Origin of the sequence: Knoellia sp. Soil729 (genome assembly GCF_001427985.1) — a bacterium.
Taxonomy (GTDB): domain Bacteria; phylum Actinomycetota; class Actinomycetes; order Actinomycetales; family Dermatophilaceae; genus Knoellia.
This window is the reverse complement of sequence record NZ_LMSA01000004.1, coordinates 124,559-141,801: the sequence shown is the minus strand read 5'-3', so window position 1 is coordinate 141,801 and position 17,243 is coordinate 124,559. Positions and strand designations below refer to the sequence as shown.

Annotated in this window: 18 protein-coding genes and 1 riboswitch; of the genes, 11 read left to right on the top strand and 7 right to left on the bottom strand. The window is 70.9% G+C overall.

The window, feature by feature from the left end:
* Positions 1 to 44: 44 nt before the first annotated feature.
* From ASG74_RS14570 to ASG74_RS14560, 3 genes are all read left to right on the top strand, one after another.
* Complete coding sequence (locus tag ASG74_RS14570; protein WP_056145158.1) at positions 45 to 695, top strand: hypothetical protein; 651 nt, start codon at positions 45 to 47, stop codon at positions 693 to 695.
* A 38-nt stretch (positions 696 to 733) separates the two neighbouring features.
* The gene (locus tag ASG74_RS14565) at positions 734 to 1,459 is read left to right on the top strand and encodes a SprT-like domain-containing protein (RefSeq protein WP_056145355.1); all 726 of its coding nucleotides are present in this window, start codon (positions 734 to 736) and stop codon (positions 1,457 to 1,459) included.
* A gap of 135 nt (positions 1,460 to 1,594) precedes the next feature.
* Complete coding sequence (locus ASG74_RS14560; protein ID WP_056145154.1) at positions 1,595 to 2,152, top strand: TIGR03086 family metal-binding protein; 558 nt, start codon at positions 1,595 to 1,597, stop codon at positions 2,150 to 2,152.
* A gap of 101 nt (positions 2,153 to 2,253) precedes the next feature.
* Here the strand turns inward: ASG74_RS14560 and ASG74_RS14555 are convergent, their stop codons facing one another.
* On the bottom strand, positions 2,254 to 3,183 hold the full coding sequence (locus tag ASG74_RS14555) for an oxygenase MpaB family protein (protein WP_056145152.1): 930 nt from the start codon (positions 3,181 to 3,183) through the stop codon (positions 2,254 to 2,256).
* 89 nt (positions 3,184 to 3,272) lie between these two features.
* Between ASG74_RS14555 and pdxH the strand changes: the two genes are divergently transcribed.
* Positions 3,273 to 3,953, top strand: a complete 681-nt coding sequence (gene pdxH, locus ASG74_RS14550; RefSeq protein WP_056145149.1) for a pyridoxamine 5'-phosphate oxidase — start codon at positions 3,273 to 3,275, stop codon at positions 3,951 to 3,953.
* Between the two features lie 50 nt (positions 3,954 to 4,003).
* Positions 4,004 to 5,230, top strand: coding sequence for an ornithine--oxo-acid transaminase (gene rocD / locus ASG74_RS14545; RefSeq protein WP_056145146.1), 1,227 nt, complete (start codon positions 4,004 to 4,006; stop codon positions 5,228 to 5,230).
* A 4-nt stretch (positions 5,231 to 5,234) separates the two neighbouring features.
* On the opposite strand, the gene ASG74_RS14540 is transcribed toward rocD, so the two are convergent.
* Positions 5,235 to 5,885: a cobalamin B12-binding domain-containing protein gene (locus tag ASG74_RS14540; RefSeq protein ID WP_056145143.1), complete on the bottom strand. Its 651-nt coding sequence runs from the start codon at positions 5,883 to 5,885 to the stop codon at positions 5,235 to 5,237.
* Between the two features lie 47 nt (positions 5,886 to 5,932).
* Positions 5,933 to 6,829: an alpha/beta hydrolase gene (locus ASG74_RS14535; protein ID WP_056145140.1), complete on the bottom strand. Its 897-nt coding sequence runs from the start codon at positions 6,827 to 6,829 to the stop codon at positions 5,933 to 5,935.
* A 69-nt stretch (positions 6,830 to 6,898) separates the two neighbouring features.
* Between ASG74_RS14535 and ASG74_RS14530 the strand changes: the two genes are divergently transcribed.
* Together ASG74_RS14530 and ASG74_RS14525 are read left to right on the top strand one after the other, a co-directional pair.
* Complete coding sequence (locus tag ASG74_RS14530) at positions 6,899 to 7,261, top strand: hypothetical protein (protein ID WP_056145138.1); 363 nt, start codon at positions 6,899 to 6,901, stop codon at positions 7,259 to 7,261.
* Positions 7,254 to 7,685: a hypothetical protein gene (locus tag ASG74_RS14525; RefSeq protein WP_056145135.1), complete on the top strand. Its 432-nt coding sequence runs from the start codon at positions 7,254 to 7,256 to the stop codon at positions 7,683 to 7,685. The genes ASG74_RS14530 and ASG74_RS14525 overlap by 8 nt, the downstream gene beginning before the upstream one ends.
* Here ASG74_RS14525 and mgrA read toward each other — a convergent pair.
* Positions 7,674 to 8,720 (bottom strand): L-glyceraldehyde 3-phosphate reductase, encoded by a 1,047-nt coding sequence (mgrA, locus tag ASG74_RS14520; RefSeq protein ID WP_162252810.1) that lies wholly within the window; start codon positions 8,718 to 8,720, stop codon positions 7,674 to 7,676. The genes ASG74_RS14525 and mgrA overlap by 12 nt on opposite strands.
* Positions 8,721 to 8,792: 72 nt before the next feature.
* Positions 8,793 to 8,905: riboswitch (SAM riboswitch) on the top strand.
* A 15-nt stretch (positions 8,906 to 8,920) separates the two neighbouring features.
* On the opposite strand from mgrA, the gene ASG74_RS14515 reads away from it, so the two are divergent.
* The 3 genes from ASG74_RS14515 to ASG74_RS14505 all read left to right on the top strand — a co-directional run bounded on the left by ASG74_RS14515 (position 8,921) and on the right by ASG74_RS14505 (position 11,798).
* Entirely contained in the window at positions 8,921 to 10,258 is a 1,338-nt protein-coding gene (locus tag ASG74_RS14515) for a bifunctional o-acetylhomoserine/o-acetylserine sulfhydrylase (protein ID WP_056145132.1), read from the top strand.
* A 68-nt stretch (positions 10,259 to 10,326) separates the two neighbouring features.
* The gene (locus tag ASG74_RS14510) at positions 10,327 to 10,614 is read left to right on the top strand and encodes a WXG100 family type VII secretion target (RefSeq protein ID WP_156465423.1); all 288 of its coding nucleotides are present in this window, start codon (positions 10,327 to 10,329) and stop codon (positions 10,612 to 10,614) included.
* Positions 10,614 to 11,798, top strand: a complete 1,185-nt coding sequence (locus ASG74_RS14505) for a hypothetical protein (protein ID WP_056145126.1) — start codon at positions 10,614 to 10,616, stop codon at positions 11,796 to 11,798. The genes ASG74_RS14510 and ASG74_RS14505 overlap by 1 nt, the downstream gene beginning before the upstream one ends.
* On the opposite strand, the gene ASG74_RS14500 is transcribed toward ASG74_RS14505, so the two are convergent.
* From ASG74_RS14500 to ASG74_RS14490, 3 genes are read right to left on the bottom strand one after another with little or no spacing between them, the layout of a single operon-like run.
* The gene (locus tag ASG74_RS14500; protein ID WP_056145124.1) at positions 11,785 to 14,394 is read right to left on the bottom strand and encodes a multicopper oxidase domain-containing protein; all 2,610 of its coding nucleotides are present in this window, start codon (positions 14,392 to 14,394) and stop codon (positions 11,785 to 11,787) included. The two genes, ASG74_RS14505 and ASG74_RS14500, sit on opposite strands and share 14 nt — an antisense overlap.
* On the bottom strand, positions 14,391 to 15,575 hold the full coding sequence (locus tag ASG74_RS14495; protein WP_200942628.1) for a hypothetical protein: 1,185 nt from the start codon (positions 15,573 to 15,575) through the stop codon (positions 14,391 to 14,393). Before ASG74_RS14495 ends, ASG74_RS14500 begins: the two co-directional genes overlap by 4 nt.
* A complete protein-coding gene (locus ASG74_RS14490) occupies positions 15,575 to 16,390 on the bottom strand; it encodes a helix-turn-helix transcriptional regulator (RefSeq protein ID WP_200942627.1) in 816 nt (271 codons plus the stop codon). Before ASG74_RS14490 ends, ASG74_RS14495 begins: the two co-directional genes overlap by 1 nt.
* Here ASG74_RS14490 and ASG74_RS17910 point away from each other — a divergent pair.
* Entirely contained in the window at positions 16,374 to 17,213 is an 840-nt protein-coding gene (locus ASG74_RS17910; protein ID WP_056145120.1) for a DUF2249 domain-containing protein, read from the top strand. The genes ASG74_RS14490 and ASG74_RS17910 overlap by 17 nt on opposite strands.
* The last annotated feature ends 30 nt before the right edge of the window (positions 17,214 to 17,243 follow it).

Sequence of the window (17,243 nt, the reverse complement as noted above, 5' to 3'; positions counted from 1 at the left end):
CTCGAGTTCCTAGCGTCTGCTCATCAACCACTCGAGGAGGAACCATGAACACCATTCCACGCAGCGCCGGCATCGGGCTCCTGGTCTACGTCATCGGCACGACCGTCGGCTTCGTCGGTGCGGGAGGACCCGGCGGTGACTACGCGGCGGCCAACGTGCCGGGATACGTCGACCCCGGTCACTACGCGCAGTCGCTGGCCTTCTGGTACCTGGGTGGCGTCGCTGCCCTGGGCCTGCTGGCTTTCGGCCACGGGCTGCGACGCCTCGGCGGAGCGCTGGGAGAGACGGCCTGGGCCCTGTCCGTCGCCGGGACCGCGACCAGTGTCGTCGGCGCCTTCGTCGGTGGCGGTCTCGTCACAGCCCTGGTGGAGGGAGGGCCTGCCGTCCAGCAGGGAGTGCCGTACCCGGTGGTCTACATGGTCAGCGAGATCGGCAACCTGCTGTCGTTGTGCGGACCGGCCTTCTTCGTCGGGGTCCTCGCCATCGTCCTGGCCGCCAAGGCGAAGCTGCCCCGCTGGCTCGCCGTCTTCACGGTCGTGGCCGGGCTCGCGGGGATACTGCTGCCGTTCTACTTCACCATCCCGGTGTACCTCGTCTGGGCACTCGTGTTCGGTGTTCGGCTGGTGGTCCGCGGTGCGCGCGCGACCGAGGCTCGCATCCCCGCCGCCCAGGTGCCCCTTGCCCACGGGTCGTGAGCCGGGTGCTGTCAGTGCTCGCTGACACGATGAGGGGCATGGACATCTCGTCGGCACTCGCGCTCGGGCGCCGCCTGCTGCGTGAGCACGGGCTGGAGCACTGGACCATCACGACCGACCGTGCCAAGACCCGAGCAGGTGTATGCCGCTTCGCCTCCCGCACGATCTCGCTCAGCTCCGCGTTGACTCGCCTCCACGACGACGCCGAGGTGCGCGACACGATCCTGCACGAGATCGCGCACGCCCTCGTCGGACCCGCACACGGCCACGACCACGTGTGGCGCCAGAAGGCCATGTCGATCGGTTGCTCGGGTGAGCGCACCGTGTCGACGAGCGCCCCTGCGGTCGCGGGCCCCTGGCGCGGTGAGTGCCCCGAGGGCCACGCCCACACGAGGCATCGCCGACCGGGGCACGTGATGAGCTGCCTGCGGTGCAGTCCAGGCTTCGATGCCGGCTCCCTGCTCACGTGGACCTACCAGGGCAGGCGCGTCGACATGGGCGAGGCCTACCGCGCGGAGCTCGACCGCATCATGGGCGCCCAGGGGTCGACGACGCCGTCGCCAAGGGGCGGACCGAGCGCCGCCGGCCACGGGTCGTCCTTCCCCATCGGCGCCATGGTGCGCATCGTCACCGACGGCGCGATGCGCGACGTCACCGGGGAGGTCGAGGCGGTCTTCCCGACGCGCAGCCAGGTGAGGGTGGGCGACGAGCTCTACGCCGTGCCCAACGAGATGCTCGAGAGTGCTCAACGTCTGGCGAGCTGAGACCACGGCCTCCAGCAGTAGCGTCGGAACCATCAGTGTCGGAACCATCAGTGTGAACCTGCCGAGTGGGACCGCAGTGTCGGAACTGCCGGCGGTGGAACCCGCAACGTCCGTCCACGGAAGGTGTCTTCTGCCATGAACGCCCAGCCCGATGCCGCGACCCTGCTCTCACGAGCCGTCGACCAGACCGCTGCCCTCCTTGACGAGGTCTCCCGCAACCAGCTCGAGCAGCCCAGCACGTGTGAGGGTTGGAGTGTCGGTGACCTCGTTCGGCACGTCGTCGCTTCACCACAGAACTTCCTCTCGATGTTCGCAGGTCAGGAGGTTGACTGGGCAAACCCGCCCGAGCTCGGCGACGACCCGGCCGCCGACTTCCGAGCCGGGGCCGCCAAGCTCGTCGACCAGGTGCAGGCCGACGCGTCGCGTGGCTCCTCGGACGCGGTGATCCCCGAGTTCGCCGTCCACGGCTGGGACCTCGCCCACTCGATCGGCAGCTCCACGCCTCTGGACGACGAGGTCGCCGAGCAGGCGCTCGCGTTCATGAGCGCCAACCTGACTCCGGAGAACCGCAGTGGTGTGTTCAAGCCGGAGGTCGATGCTGCGCCTGACTTCTCCGTCCAGGACCGGCTCGCGGCCTTCGCCGGCCGCAGCCCCAACCACACGCCGACGCGCAAGCAGGCCGAAGGGTCCTGAACCGTTCGAGTCGCACCCAGGCTCGGCGACCGAACGTTCCCGATCCCACCGCCGGTGCAGGCAGCGCCGGCGCGAGCGCGTGCGGGCCCGGCGCGTGGGAGTCAGCTTGTTTGAGTGCGTGCTTCCAGAGCCCGGGTGCGGACGTCGTCCGGTGACGTCATCGCCCACCGCACCGTCGACGTTGCCGCGCCACCGATGGGCCGGCCCAGGAGCTGCTCGGTGAGCGGCAGCCAGGGCAGCCGGAGCGGCCAGCGGGCCCACCGCGGCAGCAGCGCGACCGCCCCGGTGGCAAGCGCGGCATAGCCGGGCCTGGCCAGAACAGGCAGGGGCGGACGCACGAGCAGGAAGCGGGCGGCTTCGCGGGCTTCCGGCGTCGAGCTGAGCTCCGGCCGGTAGCCCTCGATCGCCTCGCTCAGCTCGTCGCGGGTCATCGGTGCGTCGACCACGCCGAGCAGCGATGCGACGACCGAGCTCTGCTCGACATAGAGGTCGGCCTCGGCAGGCGTGAGCGGCTGGGCGGCATAGCGCTGGTAGGCGGTGAGGAAGCTGTCGGCCTCGGTGACGTGCACCCAGCGCAGCAGGTGCGGGTCGCTGGCGGCATAGGGGCGCCCGTCGGGAGCCACGCCGCGCACGCGCTCGTGGATGCGGCGCACCCGCTCGATCTGCTTGGTCGCGTGCTCGACCGTGCCGAACGTCGTCGTGGCGAGGAACTCGCTCGTGCGCTGCAGCCGTCCCCACGGGTCACCCTTGAAGCCCGAGTGTCCAGCGACCCCGGCCATGGCAAGAGGATGCAGCGACTGGAGCAGCAGAGCCCTGATGCCACCGGGAAACATGGCGGCATCGGCGTGCACGCGCCAGATCGGGTCCTCGGCGGTGAACCATCGCTCACCCTCCGCGCCCCAGATGACCTGCGCCTTGCGGGCGGCGTCGTCGCCTGCGACCCGAGAACGCAGGGCCGTGGCCAGGGTGCGGCGAGCGCGCTCGCTGAGCGTCGCGGTCGTGGGCGTGCTCGAGCGGTCAATCACTGACATGCGCTGTCTCCTGACGAGGGGGGCTTGCTCCTGGCAGCGTAGGTCGCTCCACTGACAGCCCTGTCATCTCCACGTCCTACGCTCGGTGGATGAACGACGTGACGCGCATCGACTACACCGGCACCGGGCTCTCCGAGGACGAGGTCGCGGCCACGCCGTGGCAGCAGGCCAAGGCCTGGGTCGACGACGCCGTCGAGCGGTCCAGCGCACAGGCTGACGTCCCCGAGCCCTATGCCATCTCCGTCGCAACCGTCGACGCCCATGGCGTGCCCAACGTACGCACCGTCCTCATGCGCTTCTTCGACGAGCGCGGTCCCGGCTTCCTCACGAACACGCTGTCCGCCAAGGGGAGGGAGCTCGCCGGCAACCCGAACGTCGCCGCGTCACTCACCTGGCCGGCGATGTTCCGCGCGATCCGGTTCCGCGGCCGGGCCGTCCCGCTGGGTCGCGACGAGGTCAGCGACTACTTCGGCTCCCGGCCGTGGGGCTCGCGCATCTCGGCGTGGGCCTCGAGGCAGTCGGAGCCGGCCACGTCCAGATCCGAGCTCGAGACGGCATACGGGCGGTATGCCGTCCAGTGGCCCGACCACGGCCGCCCGGACGACGTGCCGGTCCCGGACTTCTGGGGCGGCTACCGGATCCTCTGCGACGAGGTCGAGTTCTGGGGTGGCCGCACCAACCGCCTGCACGACCGGCTCGTCTTCACCCGGGTCGCGCAGGGCTCGCTCGATGACGCCGAGGCCTGGTCCCTGGGACGTCGTCAGCCCTGACGAGCGCGGATACAGTGAGCGCGACCACACGATGAAGGAGTGAGCCCAGCATGACGCCCGAGCACAGCACCGCACCGGTGAGCACCGAGCAGCACATCGAGACGACCGAGCGCTACGCGGCGCACAACTACCACCCGCTGCCGGTGGTGATCGCCAGTGGTGAGGGCGCCTGGGTCACCGACGTGGATGGCAAGCGCTACCTCGACTGCCTCGCCGGCTACTCCGCCCTCAACTTCGGGCACTCCCACCCGCAGCTCGTCGAGCGCGCCCGCCAGCAGCTGGGCACCCTGACGCTGACCAGCCGCGCCTTCTACAACGACCAGCTGGGTCCCTTCGCCCAGGCGCTCGCGGAGCTCACCGGCAAGGACCTGGTGCTGCCGATGAACTCCGGCGCCGAGGCCGTCGAGACCGCGATCAAGGTGAGCCGCCGCTGGGGCTACGAGGCCAAGGGCGTGCCCGAGGACCACGCCAACATCATCGTCATGGAGGGCAACTTCCACGGCCGTACGACGACGATCATCAGCTTCAGCGACGACAAGGTCGCCCACGACAACTACGGGCCCTACACGCCCGGCTTCCGCGCCGTCCGCTACGGCGACATCGACTCGGTCCGTGCCGCGATCGACGAGTTCACGGTGGCCGTCCTCTTCGAGCCGATCCAGGGTGAGGGTGGCGTCGTCGTCCCGCCGGAGGGCTTCCTGCGCGAGCTGCGGGACCTGTGCTCGCAGGAGAACGTCCTCATGGTCGCCGACGAGATCCAGTCCGGCCTGGCCCGCACCGGCACGACCTTCGCCTGCGACCTGGAGGACGTCGTCCCCGACATCTACATCCTCGGCAAGGCGCTCGGTGGCGGCCTCTACCCGGTCTCGGCCGTCGCCGCGGACAAGGACGTCCTCGGCATCATCACGCCCGGGTCGCACGGCTCCACCTTCGGTGGGAACCCGCTCGCTGCCGCCATCGGACACGAGGTATGCCGTCTGCTCGCCACCGGCGAGTACCAGGACCGCGCACGCCGGCTGGGGAAGCGGCTGCTGGCCGGGCTCGAGCCGCTCGTGGGGCACGGCCTCGACGAGGTCCGCGTCCGTGGTCTGTGGGCCGGGCTCGACGTCACCCCGGGTGGGCCGTCCGGTCGTGAGCTGTGCGAGCGCCTCATGGAGCGCGGCATCCTCGCCAAGGACACCCACGGCATGACGATCCGCCTCGCGCCGCCGCTCGTGATCACCGAGGACGAGGTCGACCAGCTCGTCGCGGCGGTCAAGGATTCCCTGACCGCCTGATCGCTCAGGCGGCGGCGGTGACGCGCGCGTACCAGCCGACGAGGTTCGCGACGGACTCGCGCATGTCGGAGGACAGCGGCGTGGCCCGCACCCGTTCGGCCACCTCCGGGTCGGCCCCGGCGCCGCCGATGGCGAGCGGGTAGTGGCTCGCGAGCATCCGCAGCGCGCCGCCATGGGCCTCGAAGACCCGGCTGCGGGTCGCCGCGACGACGACGCCCGAGGCGGCCACCACCCGGCACACGTCGCCGAGACCGGGCAGGGGAGTGTCCGAGCCGAGGAAGCGTGAGGGCACGCCGGCCCGGGTGATGAGGACGTGGAAGCAGAGCAGGCCCAGATCGTGGCGCTCACCGGGCGGGCACGCGAGGACGACCGGAGAGATACCGGGGCCGTGCTCGGCCGCGCCCGAGAGCGCCTCACCGATGAGCCAGCCGCGAATGACCTGGCTCGCGAAGTGCTCCTGGGCGACAGTGTGGGTGCCGCGCTCCCAGGCCGCTCCGATCTCATGGAGGAACGGGAGGACCACGTCGACGACGGTCGCGTCGACGCCGTGGTCGTCGGCGTGGGAGCGGAGCGTGGCACGCAGGGCCAGCTCGTTGAGCGAGCCGGCACCGTCGAGCAGGGCTGCGACCGCGGTCTCGGCGGGGGAGGACGTCACCCCGGGATCATAGGTCCTCACGCCGCTCACCAGCGGTTTTGGGGACGTCAGGACGCAGCGGAGCGACGCGCGTTCTGCGTGATCGCCTCGGCCATCTCGACGCGACGTCCTCTTGGCAGGTCGTGCCCCATCTCGGGGAACATCAGCAGGCGCGACCCCGGGATGGCCCGTGCCGTCGCCATGCCCCCACTCGGCAGGACGAGCGGGTCGCGCAGACCGTGGATGACGAGGGTGGGCACGGTGATCGTGCGCAGCCTGGACGTGCGGTCGGGCGAGGCGTTGATCGCGTTGAGCTGCCGGTCACGGCTCGTCCCGGAGATGCCGCCACGTTCGAGATGGCGCTCGGCCAGGGCGCGGAACTCCACCTCGTCGAACGCGTCGCCAGCGATGAGCCGGAACCCGTTGACGGCTGCGGCGAGCGCCTCCTCGCGGGTCGTCGGGGCAGCCGCACGCACCTGTCGCATGAGGGACGGCAGGAGGCGGGCTGACGTCCGGCCGAACCTGCGGTGCCCGGTGTTCGACATGATCGAGGTGAGCGAGCGCACGACCTCGGGGTGCCGCAAGGTGAGCTCCTGGGCGATCATCCCGCCCATCGACATGCCGACAATGTGCGCGCTCGCGACCCCGAGGTGGCTCAGTAGTCCTGCCGCATCGTCGGCCAGGTCCGCCAGGGTGTAGTCCGAGGTCGCCAGGCGTCGCGCCGCCAGTCCCTTGGCGACTGCACCTCGTGTCGGCGGGGGAGCGTCGGTCTGGCCCGACAGCCCCATGTCACGGTTGTCGTAGCGGATGACCCGGAAGCCGCGCTCGACGAGCTGGTCCACGAAGTCCTGCGGCCATGCCACGAGCTGCGCGGCCATGCCCATGATGAGCAGCATCGGCTCGCCGTCGTCAGGGCCGTCCACGACGTACTCGACGACCTGGTTCCCGATCTGCGCAGAAGTCATCCCTGCATCCAACCAAAGCCCGCTGGGCGCCCCACGAAGGGGTGATCGAGCCGACGTAGGCTGTGCGCCGTGTTCCTCCTGCTCACCCAAGTGCTCGTCGCCGCCGCGATGCTCCTCGCCGTCGTCGCCCTGGGGTACGCGCTCTTCGACCGGCTCATCGGCAACGTGCTGCTGGGCCTCGTCGCCCTCGTGGAGCTCGGCGTCGTCGTGCAGTTCGTCCGAGGGCTCTTCGGCATCATGTCGCTGGAGGGCACGGAGCCGAAGGCGACGTTCACGGCATACCTCGTGACGCTGCCCTTCGTCCTGCTCATCACGGTCTGGGGTGCGATCAAGGACAAGACCCGGTGGGCGATGGCCTCCATCGCCGTGGGTGCCTTCGCAGTCGCTGTCATGACCCTCCGACTCCAGCAGATCTGGGACCTCCATGCCTGACGCAGCACCCGACACCCACTCCGGACGTGGGCCCGGCCGCATCCTCGTTGCGGTCTACGGCGTCCTGGCCCTCGCTGCCACGGGACGTTCGATCCTCCAGATCCTCGAGTACTTCTCACGGGCACCGCTGGCCTACGTGCTGTCCGCGCTCGCGGCGGTCATCTACATCGTCGCCACGATCGGGATGGCCCGCGGTGACCGCGCGTCGACGCGCGTTGCCCTGGTGGCGTGCACGGTCGAGCTGGTCGGCGTGCTCGTCGTCGGAGCGTTGTCGTATGCCATCCCCGACGCCTTCCCGGACAAGACGGTCTGGTCACACTTCGGGGCCGGCTACGGCTATGTCCCGCTCGTGCTGCCGATGCTGGGTATCTGGTGGCTCAACCGGGTGCGGTCACAGCGAGGTGGCGAGTCCTCAGCCGCCTGAGGACTTCGCCCAGAGGTTGATGCCCGCCTCGACGGCGTGCTTGTCGATGGCCTTGAGCTCGGCGTCGCTGAACTTCAGGTTCTTGACTGCGAGCAGGTTGTCGTCGAGCTGCTCGACGCTGGAGGCGCCGACAAGGACCGAGGTCACCCGGTCGTCGCGCAGGATCCAGGCCAGCGCCATCTGCGCGAGGCTCTGACCGCGCTTCTTGGCCATGGCGTCGAGGGCGCGGACGTGGGCGAGCGACTCCTCGGTGAGCAGGTCGGGGCTCAGGCTCTTGCCCTGGCTCGCTCGGGACCCCTCGGGGATCCCGTCGAGGTACTTGCTCGTGAGCATCCCCTGGGCCAGCGGGGAGAAGGCGATGCACCCCACGCCGGTCTCGCCCAGGACGTCGAGCAGGTCCTCCTCCACCCAGCGGTTGAGCATCGAGTAGGACGGCTGGTGGATGAGCAGGGGAGTACCCATCTCGCGCAGGATCTGGACCGCCTCCCGGGTGCGCGGACCCGAGTAGGACGAGATGCCGACATAGAGCGCCTTGCCCTGTCGCACAAGCGAGTCCAGCGCCCCCATCGTCTCCTCGAGGGGAGTCGTGTCGTCGAATCGGTGGCTGTAGAAGATGTCGACGTAGTCCAGCCCCATCCGCTTCAGGGACTGGTCGGCACTGGCGAGGATGTACTTGCGCCCGCCGCCACCCTGCCCGTAGGGCCCGGGCCACATGTCGTAGCCGGCCTTGCTGCTGATGACGAGCTCGTCACGGTAGGGCTTGAAGTCGCGCGCGAACAGCGTGCCGAAGTTGCGCTCGGCGCTGCCGTAGGGCGGTCCGTAGTTGTTGGCGAGGTCGAAGTGGGTGATGCCCTTGTCGAAGGCCCGGCGCAGGATCGCCTGCTGACGCTCGAGGGGCACGTCGTCACCGAAGTTGTGCCACAGGCCCAGGGAGATGGCCGGGAGGTCGAGACCGGACCGCCCGACCCGGCGGAACGGCATACCGGCGCGGTAGCGACCAGCGGCCGCCTTGTACTCATCGACGTGGAAGGTCATGTTCCCCATCATGCCGTCCACAGTGAGAGACGGGGGAGTGCGACCTCGAGTGGTCGTTCTATCGTCAAGAAAGGTCATGAGTGTCAGCGACAGGCCCCGGCTCGCTGGCCGGCAACCCTCCACCGCGGTGGGGTGCCCCGGGTGAAGACCTGGCGTACGTCGACCGGCGTCCGCAAGCACGGCACACAAGGAGCAAAGCCATGTCCGACGACGCCACCACTGCCACCCCGAACTGGTCCTTCGAGACGCGCCAGGTCCACGCCGGGCAGGAGCCCGACCCCACCACCGGTGCGCGGGCCCTGCCGATCTACCAGACGACCTCCTACGTCTTCAAGGACACGGAGCACGCGGCAAACCTGTTCGCGCTCAAGGAGTTCGGCAACATCTACACGCGCATCATGAACCCGACGCAGGACGCCGTCGAGCAGCGCATCGCCTCGCTCGAGGGTGGCGTCGGGGCGCTGCTGCTGAGCTCGGGCATGTCCGCGACCACCCTCGCGATCCTCAACGTCGCCGAGGCGGGTGACCACGTCGTGGTGAGCCCTGGTCTCTATGGCGGCACCGTGAACCTCTTCAAGCACACGCTGCCCAAGTTCGGCATCGAGGTGAGCTTCGTCGAGGACGCTCGTGACCCCGAGTCCTGGCGCGCGGCGGTCCGGCCGAACACCAAGGCGTTCTTCGGCGAGACCATCGCGAACCCCAAGTCCGAGGTCCTCGACATCGAGGCCGTGGCGGCAGTGGCCCACGAGGTGGGCGTTCCGCTCATTGTCGACAACACCATCGCCACGCCCTTCCTGCTGCGGCCGATCGAGCATGGTGCGGACGTCGTCGTCCATGCCGCCACGAAGTACCTCGGTGGGCACGGCACGGCGATCGCCGGCGTCATCGTCGACGCGGGGACCTTCGACTACGCCAAGGACCCCGAGAGGTTCCCGAACTACAACACGCCCGACGAGAGCTACCACGGGCTCGTCTACGGCCGCGACCTCGGCGTGGGCAGCCCGCTCGGTGCGAACCTCGCCTACATCCTCAAGGCCCGCGTGCAGCTGCTGCGTGACCTCGGACCGGCGATCGCGCCGTTCAACGCCTTCCTCATCGCGCAGGGCATCGAGACACTGAGCCTGCGCATCGAGCGCCACATCGAGAACACGCACAAGGTCGCCGCGTTCCTCAAGGACCACGAGAGCGTCGAGTCCGTGCGATGGGCCTCGCTCGAGGGCGACAGCAGCTACGACCTCGCCCAGAAGTACGTGCCGCGAGGCGCCGGAGCGGTCATCTCGTTCGAGATCAAGGGCGGCCTGGAGGCGGGCAAGCGCTTCGTCGAGGCGCTCGTGCTGCACAGCCACCTCGCCAACATCGGTGACGTGCGCTCGCTCGTCATCCACCCGGCGTCGACCACCCACTCGCAGGGTCCCGAGGAGGACCGTCTGGCCGCGGGCGTCACGCCCGGTCTGGTGCGGCTCGCGGTGGGGATCGAGCACATCGACGACATCCTCGCCGACCTCGAGCTGGGTTTCGTGGCTGCCAAGGGGGCCTGACCCCCGCCCCGCTGAGGGGTGTGGATAACTCGACGGCGCGATCCCCGGTTCGATCTAGCGTCTGGTGCATGACGAGGATGCGGGTCGACGCCGAGGTGGTCGCGGCGCTCGGGATGTCCCTGGCCGAGACGGCGAGCGACCTCGAGTCCGTGCGTGACGGGTCGGTCGACCGGTGGGCGCTGGGTGCCGGGCAGAGCTCCGAGGCGTTCGACGACCTGCTGCGCGGGTGGCGCCGGAGCCGGCTGCAGCTCGTCGAGGCCCTGCGCGACCTCAGCGAGAAGGCTGCACGTGCCGGCACCGCCTACGTCGAGACCGAGTCGGACACCCACCGGATGTTCGGTGGTGAGACGCGGTGATGGGCCGGGCCCTGGCGCCGATCGAGGGCAACGCCGACTCCGTGCGCCGGCTGGCCGCGGCTCTCTCGGGGGCTGCTGCCAGGCTGAGTGCCATCAACGACGTCCTCGTGACCATCTCCTCGGGTGCCTCCTGGCAGAGCCCTGCGGGCGAGGTCTTCGAGGCGGCGGTGCGCGAGTCGCCGCCCCTCGTCGACGCGCTCATCGACCGCTACGCCGGGTCCGCCGGCGCCCTGCGTACCTTCGCCGAGGCGCTCGACAGTGCCCAGCGCCGAGCCGTGGCCGCCGGTGAGCGCTACCTCGACGCGTGGGCGGACCACGAGGCCCTGCAGGTCCAGCTCGACGCCCAGTTGGACGACCCCGTCGCCAGGGCCGACCTCGAGCGCCGGCAACGAGATGCGCTGGCCCGGATGCACGAGTGCGAGCGTGTCCATGCGTGCGCGTGGGAGGACTTCCGGGAGGCGGACACTGTGCTGGCCCGGCGGCTGCGTTCCCTGTCCGACGACATCCTGGCTGACTCCTGGCACTACACCGCCTTCGCCCGGGGCGACGAGGCTGTCGCCTCCATGGAGGCCAGCTTCCAGGTGGGACGCGACCACGTCCCCTTCTTCGACCTGCTGGCGACCAAGGTGCCGGGAGGTTCCCAGGCAGCCGCGGGTACGGCTGCCGTGGGCGGCGTCTCACGTGCCGCCCTGGCCCTCTTCTATGACGAGGGGAGCGTGGGCGACGTCGCGGTCGGTGCGGCGACTGCACTCGGGGTCAGGGGTGGGTCGGCCCTGGTCAAGGGGTCGACGGCCGGAGCCGGACGCACCGTGACCAACGGCAGGCGCGTCATCACGTCAGCGCCGACAATGACGACGGTTCAGCGCGTGAGGGCAGGAGCTCGCGAGCAGTGGGCCCAGTCGCAGAGCGCCTTCGGCAAGAAGGTCGACCTGAGCAGACCGGACGTGCCCGCCAAGGTCTCCGGCGCACTGCCACTGCGTGAACGCGCCCGTCAGCTGGCGCGGGACCGGCTCGACAGGTCCCAGGTCGGCCAGTTCCGCCTCGCGGCAGCCGGTGGGGCAGGGGCCAAGCGGATGTTCGTCGCCGGTGCCACCCTCGAGAAGGCGCTGCCCCGGCTGCGCACGGAGCTCGTTACTGAGTCGGACGGCACATCGTCGCAGCAGGAGGGTCTCAGCGAGCGCTGACGTCGAGCACTCCGTGGGCACCGCGCTCGGCATCCACCATGACGTGCGACACGAACGGGTAGTGGCCCGCCCCCGGTAGGACGAGCTCGACGAAGCCACCTTGCGCGGGCAGGAGGGCAAGCGCCTGTGCACCACCCACGCTCCCGGGCTGACCCGGCCGCAGGTCATAGCTGCCCTCACGGAAGACGGTGTCGAACTGTCCGCCGACGACGTGGAAGGACGAGGCGCGGCTCGGACCGGCGTCGAGGACCCAGATGCGGACCCGCTCACCCACCCTCGCAGGCAGCTGGTCGTGGTCGTACTGGTTGGCGAATCCGTTGAACACCACCGCATCGGGACGTTCGGTGGCCACCTTCACCGGGTCGGACCCCGACGCGACCGACCCACCGAGGTAGACCTCGGACTGCACGAGGAGGTACTCGCGGTCGACCTTCGGCAGGTGGGGCGGGTCGATCACCACGGCGCCGAACATGCCGTTGGCGATGTGCAGCGACATCGGCATGGTGCTGCAGTGGTACATCCAGATCCCCGCCTGCGTCGCCACGAACGAGAACGTGTGCGACTGACCGGGGGCAATGGTGCGCATCGGCCCGTCCGGCGCGAGGGAGCCGGCGTGGAAGTCGATCGAGTGGCCCATCGACCCGTCGTTGGTCAGGGTGATCTCGAACCGGTCGCCCACGTGGCCGCGCAGCGTCGGTCCCGGAGCGGTGCCGTTGAACGTCCACCGGCTCTGTGGCACACCGATGGCCACCTCGAACACGACCTCCTGGGCGGTGAGCCGCACGCGGTGCACGGTGGTGCTCGGCGCCGGGGGCACTGCTGCGTCGCGGGCGGCGAAGCCCGGAGGCGCCTTGGCCATGAAGTCGATCGGTGGGGCAGCGCCCTGGGGTGCCGCCGCCTCGGTCAGGGCGTGTGCGGAGTGCTCCGACGGAGCCCCGGTCACGGTGACCCTGAACAGCATGCCCATCTGGCGGTGACCGGCGATGGTGCACCAGCCGTCGAGCGCGCGCCCGACCACCGGCACCACCACCTGGCCGCTCGCTCCGGGGGAGAGGCGACCGCTGCGCTCACCGCTCTCGAGGGCGAGGTCGTGGACGTCGGCATCGCGGTTGACGACCTCGATCACCAGTCGGTTGCCCGCCGGGACCGTCACCGAGTCCGGGTGGAAGCGCATGTCCCGCGCCTCGACCTGCACGGTGGTCGTCGCACCAGTGGCGCTGACGGATCCGGCAGCGGTGACCCCCAGCCCACCGAGCGCGGCGGGATCCGCGGCGACTCCTGCGGCGGTGGCGAGGACGACTGCTGCCAGACCCACGGCTGCCAGTCCCGTATGCCGTCCGCTCGCCACCGCGCGCGGCTCCGGCACGTGCCGGACGGGTGGGGAGGCGGGCGGCTCGACCGACCGGCGGGAAAGGCGAAGGGCGGTGGCCAGAAGGACGAGGAACGACGCGAACGAGCCGAGGACGAGCATGGAGACGATGACCCGCACCAGGCTCGGCACCGGCGCCAGACACAGGGCGAGGCCGGCGTTGGTGAGAGCGATGCGCAGGGCGGCGCCGCGCTCCAGGATGGCGGTGAGCTCGCGCACCCGGGCTGGGCCTCCACCCAGCACGACGGGGACGAGGTAGGTCAGGGCGCCGAGCAGGACCTGCGCCGCGAAACCGACGGCGAGCGGCACGGTCACCTGGTGGGTGCGTTCGCCGGCCGTGACCCAGTCCGCAGACGTCACGAGCAGGGCCGTCAGCCACACCAGGGAGACGGCGAGCCATCCGATCGCAGCCAGGACCGACCAGGCGGCGAACGACTGGGGTGGCCGTGCGCGAGCCGCGGCCAGGGCCGGCCGGAGGGCCCACAGCGTCGCACCGAGGTAGGCCATGACCCCGAGACCGGCGAGGCTGAGGATGCCGAGGAGGGCGCTGCCTGCGGCAAGGCACAGGGCGCCTCCGAGGACGGGGAGGGCCTGCCGGGAAGCGCGCTCGGCGCCCACGGTCATCTTGGTGCGCAGGATCGTCGGCCACAGGGTCAGCAGGGTCCCGATGACGGTGAGGCCCATCCAGCCGAGGATGTTGGCCGTGAGGTGCGCGACCAGGAGACGACCGTGCGTCGACTCACTCGGGTGGCGAGCCAGCAGGGTGCCCAGGGCGGCGCCCACGGGCAGCGCGCAGCACGCGGCGATGTAGTGGTGCACCGACGTCGCGAAGCGGGCCGGCAGGGCGCGTCGGGCCTTGAGGGCCAGCGAGATGCCGTGTGCGGCAACGACAGCGCCGACCACGACCGCACCCACGAGGACGGCCAGCCAGAGCCCGCTCAGCATCCCGGCGACCACTGTGGCGACACCGACGTTCAGGACGACGAGACGCACGACCTCGCCGCGCCGTGAACCGGCAGGTGTCCTCAGGAGGGCGTGGGCGAAGTGTGTGCTCCACACGAGGATGGCGTTCGTGACGGCACCGAGGAGCAGCAGGTGCACCATGAGCCACCGCGACTGCGCCACGAAGGGGTGCACGAGCGTGCTCATGAAGAGCAGCACGAGCCACAGGACGACGCCGGAGTTGGCGCCGAGGTGCCAGGTGAGCCGGGGCCTGCCGCCGGTCACCTGACCACCTCAGGGGCTCGCCCGCGCAGAGGTGGCGCGATCGCCGGTGCCTCCGTGGGTGACTGTGCAGGTGCCTGGGCGGATGCGTCCGCCGGTGCCGCACGTGGGCGATCCCGGGTGGCCGAGCGACGAGACGCGGTGGCGGCGCTCCAGACGAGCACGACGAGCAGCGAGAGGACGGCGACCACGTTGAGGGCTCCGCCGACGTCGCGTGCCAGCTCCCAGTCGCGCGCGTCACCCGCGCCGACGCGGATGAGCAGCGATGCGTGGAGCAGGACCGCCGGGCCGTAGAGCGCCGGACGGTAGGGGAGCGAGACCCGCAGCACCGCCGGCAGGATGACGGGCGCGTGAGCCATGATCATCGAGAGGGTGAAGCCGAGGAAGACGGCGTGGACGGTCGCGTCGTAGGCAGGTCCCTCGAGCACCGGGCCCGCCAGCAGCCACAGCGCTCCGGCCAGCGTGAGCCACGCGTAGCCGGCGAGGAGACAGAGAGCGGCGAACCGCGGGAGGCCGCTGGCCCGCACGGTGCGCCGCGCAGCGTCGTGGGTCACGAGCCAGCCGACGAGGGCCAGGAGCACGAGCCCGAAGAGCGGCTGGCCAGCCGTCGGCCAGAGCAGGCTCACTGGCGTGGCCACGACGAGGGCGGCAGCGCAGACCTGGGCCGGTCCGTTGCGGGCAAGGTCGATCCGGGCCAGCTCGAGCCGCTCCCCGGCGATGGTGAGCACGACGAACCCGGCCAGCCACGGCAGCAGGCTCGGGATGGGCACGTCCCGGAGCCAGAGCATCGCGGCTCCGAGTGCGAGGACGGCTCCCAGGGCCTGGATGGTGACGGCCTCGTCGCGCTGGCGCTTCCACAGCGAGACGTAGACGAGGGCGAGGGCGGCGCTGCCCGCCACCAGCAACACCTGGCCGGCACGCGCGGTCGCGGTCGGCACGATGAGCATCCCGCCGGCGCCCAGGAGGGCAGGCGCCGCGAAGCCCCAGCGCCGACGCAGGGCCACGGCCCGCTCGAGCGCGATGAGGGTGCCGACGAAACCGAGCACGAGCAGCATCCCGTGGACGTCCGGCAGGCGGTTGGCCAGCGGCACCGAGGGGAGGTTGAGCAGCTGCAGGCCGGCGTCGAGGCCTAGGAGGAGGGCCACGGCACCGGGGAGGAGGAACGGGGCACGGCGCAGCAGCATCAGGCGGTTCCCTTGGGCGTTCCGAGGTGGAGCAGGCATGCTCCGGGCTCGGCGAACGGGACGAGCCCGACCCCCTCGGTGTCCGCGCCCCACGTGTCCATCGCACCGCGCACGATGCCGAGGTGTACCGAGCACACGACCTCGGGCTCCTCGCGGGCCGCCTCGAGCAGTGGGCAGCGGCGCAGCCGGACGGTGGTGCTGCGCCCACGTGACTCCGGCTCGAACCCGAGCTCGTCGAGGATGCCCATGACCCCACGCTCGACCCCCGGCCGCGTCCGGGGCTGCCGCCCGCTGGCCGTGGCCAGGCTGGCACCCCAGGCGCGTCCGGCCGTGGCTGCTTCGTCACCGGGGTGGGCGCTCGTGCGGGCCAGCTGCAGGGCGAGCGCCGTGGCCAGGCCGGCGTACTCCCGGGACCCGGCAGCGACAGCCGGCAGCGCGGCATACAGCCAGGCCGGCCGGCCACGACCGGCGCTCGCGGCACGGGTGCGCTCGGCCAGGCCTGCGTCGACGAGGGCGTCCAAGTGCTCACGCACGGTGTTGGGGTGCTGTCCGAGGGCCTCGGCGAGCGTCGCCACGGTCACCGGCTCGCCGGAGTCCTCGAGGGCCGTGAGCACACCCGCAGCCGCACGTCCGGGCGCCTCGTGGACCCGGCTCGTCGACGAGGGGACGGGGCCGAGCCCCGCCGCCATGCGCTGGTGCAGGCCGGCGTCAGCAGTTGGATTATCCACGGAAACTAGTGTATTAAATAAGGGTCGTCGCCGCCAGCCGGGCGGCAGGAGGCCCCAGGAGGTCACCCCCGTGAACACCATCGTCATCGCCAGCACCGAGCAGGACTCGGACGCGGTCGAGGCCGTCAAGCAGCACCACGCCCAGATGGCCGGCACGCTCGCCGCCCATGTCGAACGCCTCATCTCGGCGCGCACCGACGAGGATGCCCTCGCCGCCCGCGACGAGCTCGTCCAGTGGGCCGAGAGTGACCTCGTCCCGCACGCGAAGGCCGAGGAGTCCGCGATGTATCCCCTCGCCCACGCCGACTCCCGCGGACAGCTCCTCGTCGACGCCATGCTCGTCGAGCACCAGCTGATCATCGGGCTCGTGGACTCGCTGCGCTCGGCTCCCAGCCGCGTGCGCGCGGCCGCCGAGGCACGTGCCCTGGCGGTGACCTTCGACAGCCACCTGGCCAAGGAGAACGACCAGATCCTGCCGCTGCTCGCGAGCAACCCGCAGGTCTCGCTCGCCGGGGCACTCGACGGCATGCACGACCTGCTCGGCGGCCACGAGGGCCACGCCGAGGAGGGCCACGGCGAGGAGGGCCACGGTCACGCGGGTCACGGCGAGGTCGCCGAGTCCGCGCCGGTCGAGGCGGCCGGCTCGGGCGCCTGCGGGTGCGGTGGACACGACGAGGAGCTGCCCGAGCTCGACGCCCGTCAGGTCCCGCACGCCATCCGCCACGCGACCATCTTCGGCGCGCTGGACGCCGTGCAGCCCGGCAAGGGCATGGTCCTCGTGGCGCCGCACGACCCCCTGCCACTCCTGCGCCAGCTCGAGGGTCGCGCACCCGGCGTGTTCACGGTCGACTACCTCGAGCGCGGTCCCGAGGCGTGGCGCCTGCGCCTGGTGCGTGCAGCCGTCGCCTGAGAACTCGCGCGAGCCGCGGCACGTGCCCGA

Coding starts and splice junctions, on each gene's coding strand:
- ASG74_RS14570 (WP_056145158.1), top strand. CDS start 45: ATGAACACCATTCCACGCAGCGCCGGCATCGGGCTCCTGGTCTACGTC.
- ASG74_RS14565 (WP_056145355.1), top strand. CDS start 734: ATGGACATCTCGTCGGCACTCGCGCTCGGGCGCCGCCTGCTGCGTGAG.
- ASG74_RS14560 (WP_056145154.1), top strand. CDS start 1,595: ATGAACGCCCAGCCCGATGCCGCGACCCTGCTCTCACGAGCCGTCGAC.
- ASG74_RS14555 (WP_056145152.1), bottom strand. CDS start 3,183: ATGTCAGTGATTGACCGCTCGAGCACGCCCACGACCGCGACGCTCAGC.
- pdxH (WP_056145149.1), top strand. CDS start 3,273: ATGAACGACGTGACGCGCATCGACTACACCGGCACCGGGCTCTCCGAG.
- rocD (WP_056145146.1), top strand. CDS start 4,004: ATGACGCCCGAGCACAGCACCGCACCGGTGAGCACCGAGCAGCACATC.
- ASG74_RS14535 (WP_056145140.1), bottom strand. CDS start 6,829: ATGACTTCTGCGCAGATCGGGAACCAGGTCGTCGAGTACGTCGTGGAC.
- ASG74_RS14525 (WP_056145135.1), top strand. CDS start 7,254: ATGCCTGACGCAGCACCCGACACCCACTCCGGACGTGGGCCCGGCCGC.
- mgrA (WP_162252810.1), bottom strand. CDS start 8,720: ATGACCTTCCACGTCGATGAGTACAAGGCGGCCGCTGGTCGCTACCGC.
- ASG74_RS14515 (WP_056145132.1), top strand. CDS start 8,921: ATGTCCGACGACGCCACCACTGCCACCCCGAACTGGTCCTTCGAGACG.
- ASG74_RS14510 (WP_156465423.1), top strand. CDS start 10,327: ATGACGAGGATGCGGGTCGACGCCGAGGTGGTCGCGGCGCTCGGGATG.
- ASG74_RS14505 (WP_056145126.1), top strand. CDS start 10,614: ATGGGCCGGGCCCTGGCGCCGATCGAGGGCAACGCCGACTCCGTGCGC.
- ASG74_RS14495 (WP_200942628.1), bottom strand. CDS start 15,575: ATGCTGCTGCGCCGTGCCCCGTTCCTCCTCCCCGGTGCCGTGGCCCTC.
- ASG74_RS14490 (WP_200942627.1), bottom strand. CDS start 16,390: ATGACGATGGTGTTCACGGGGGTGACCTCCTGGGGCCTCCTGCCGCCC.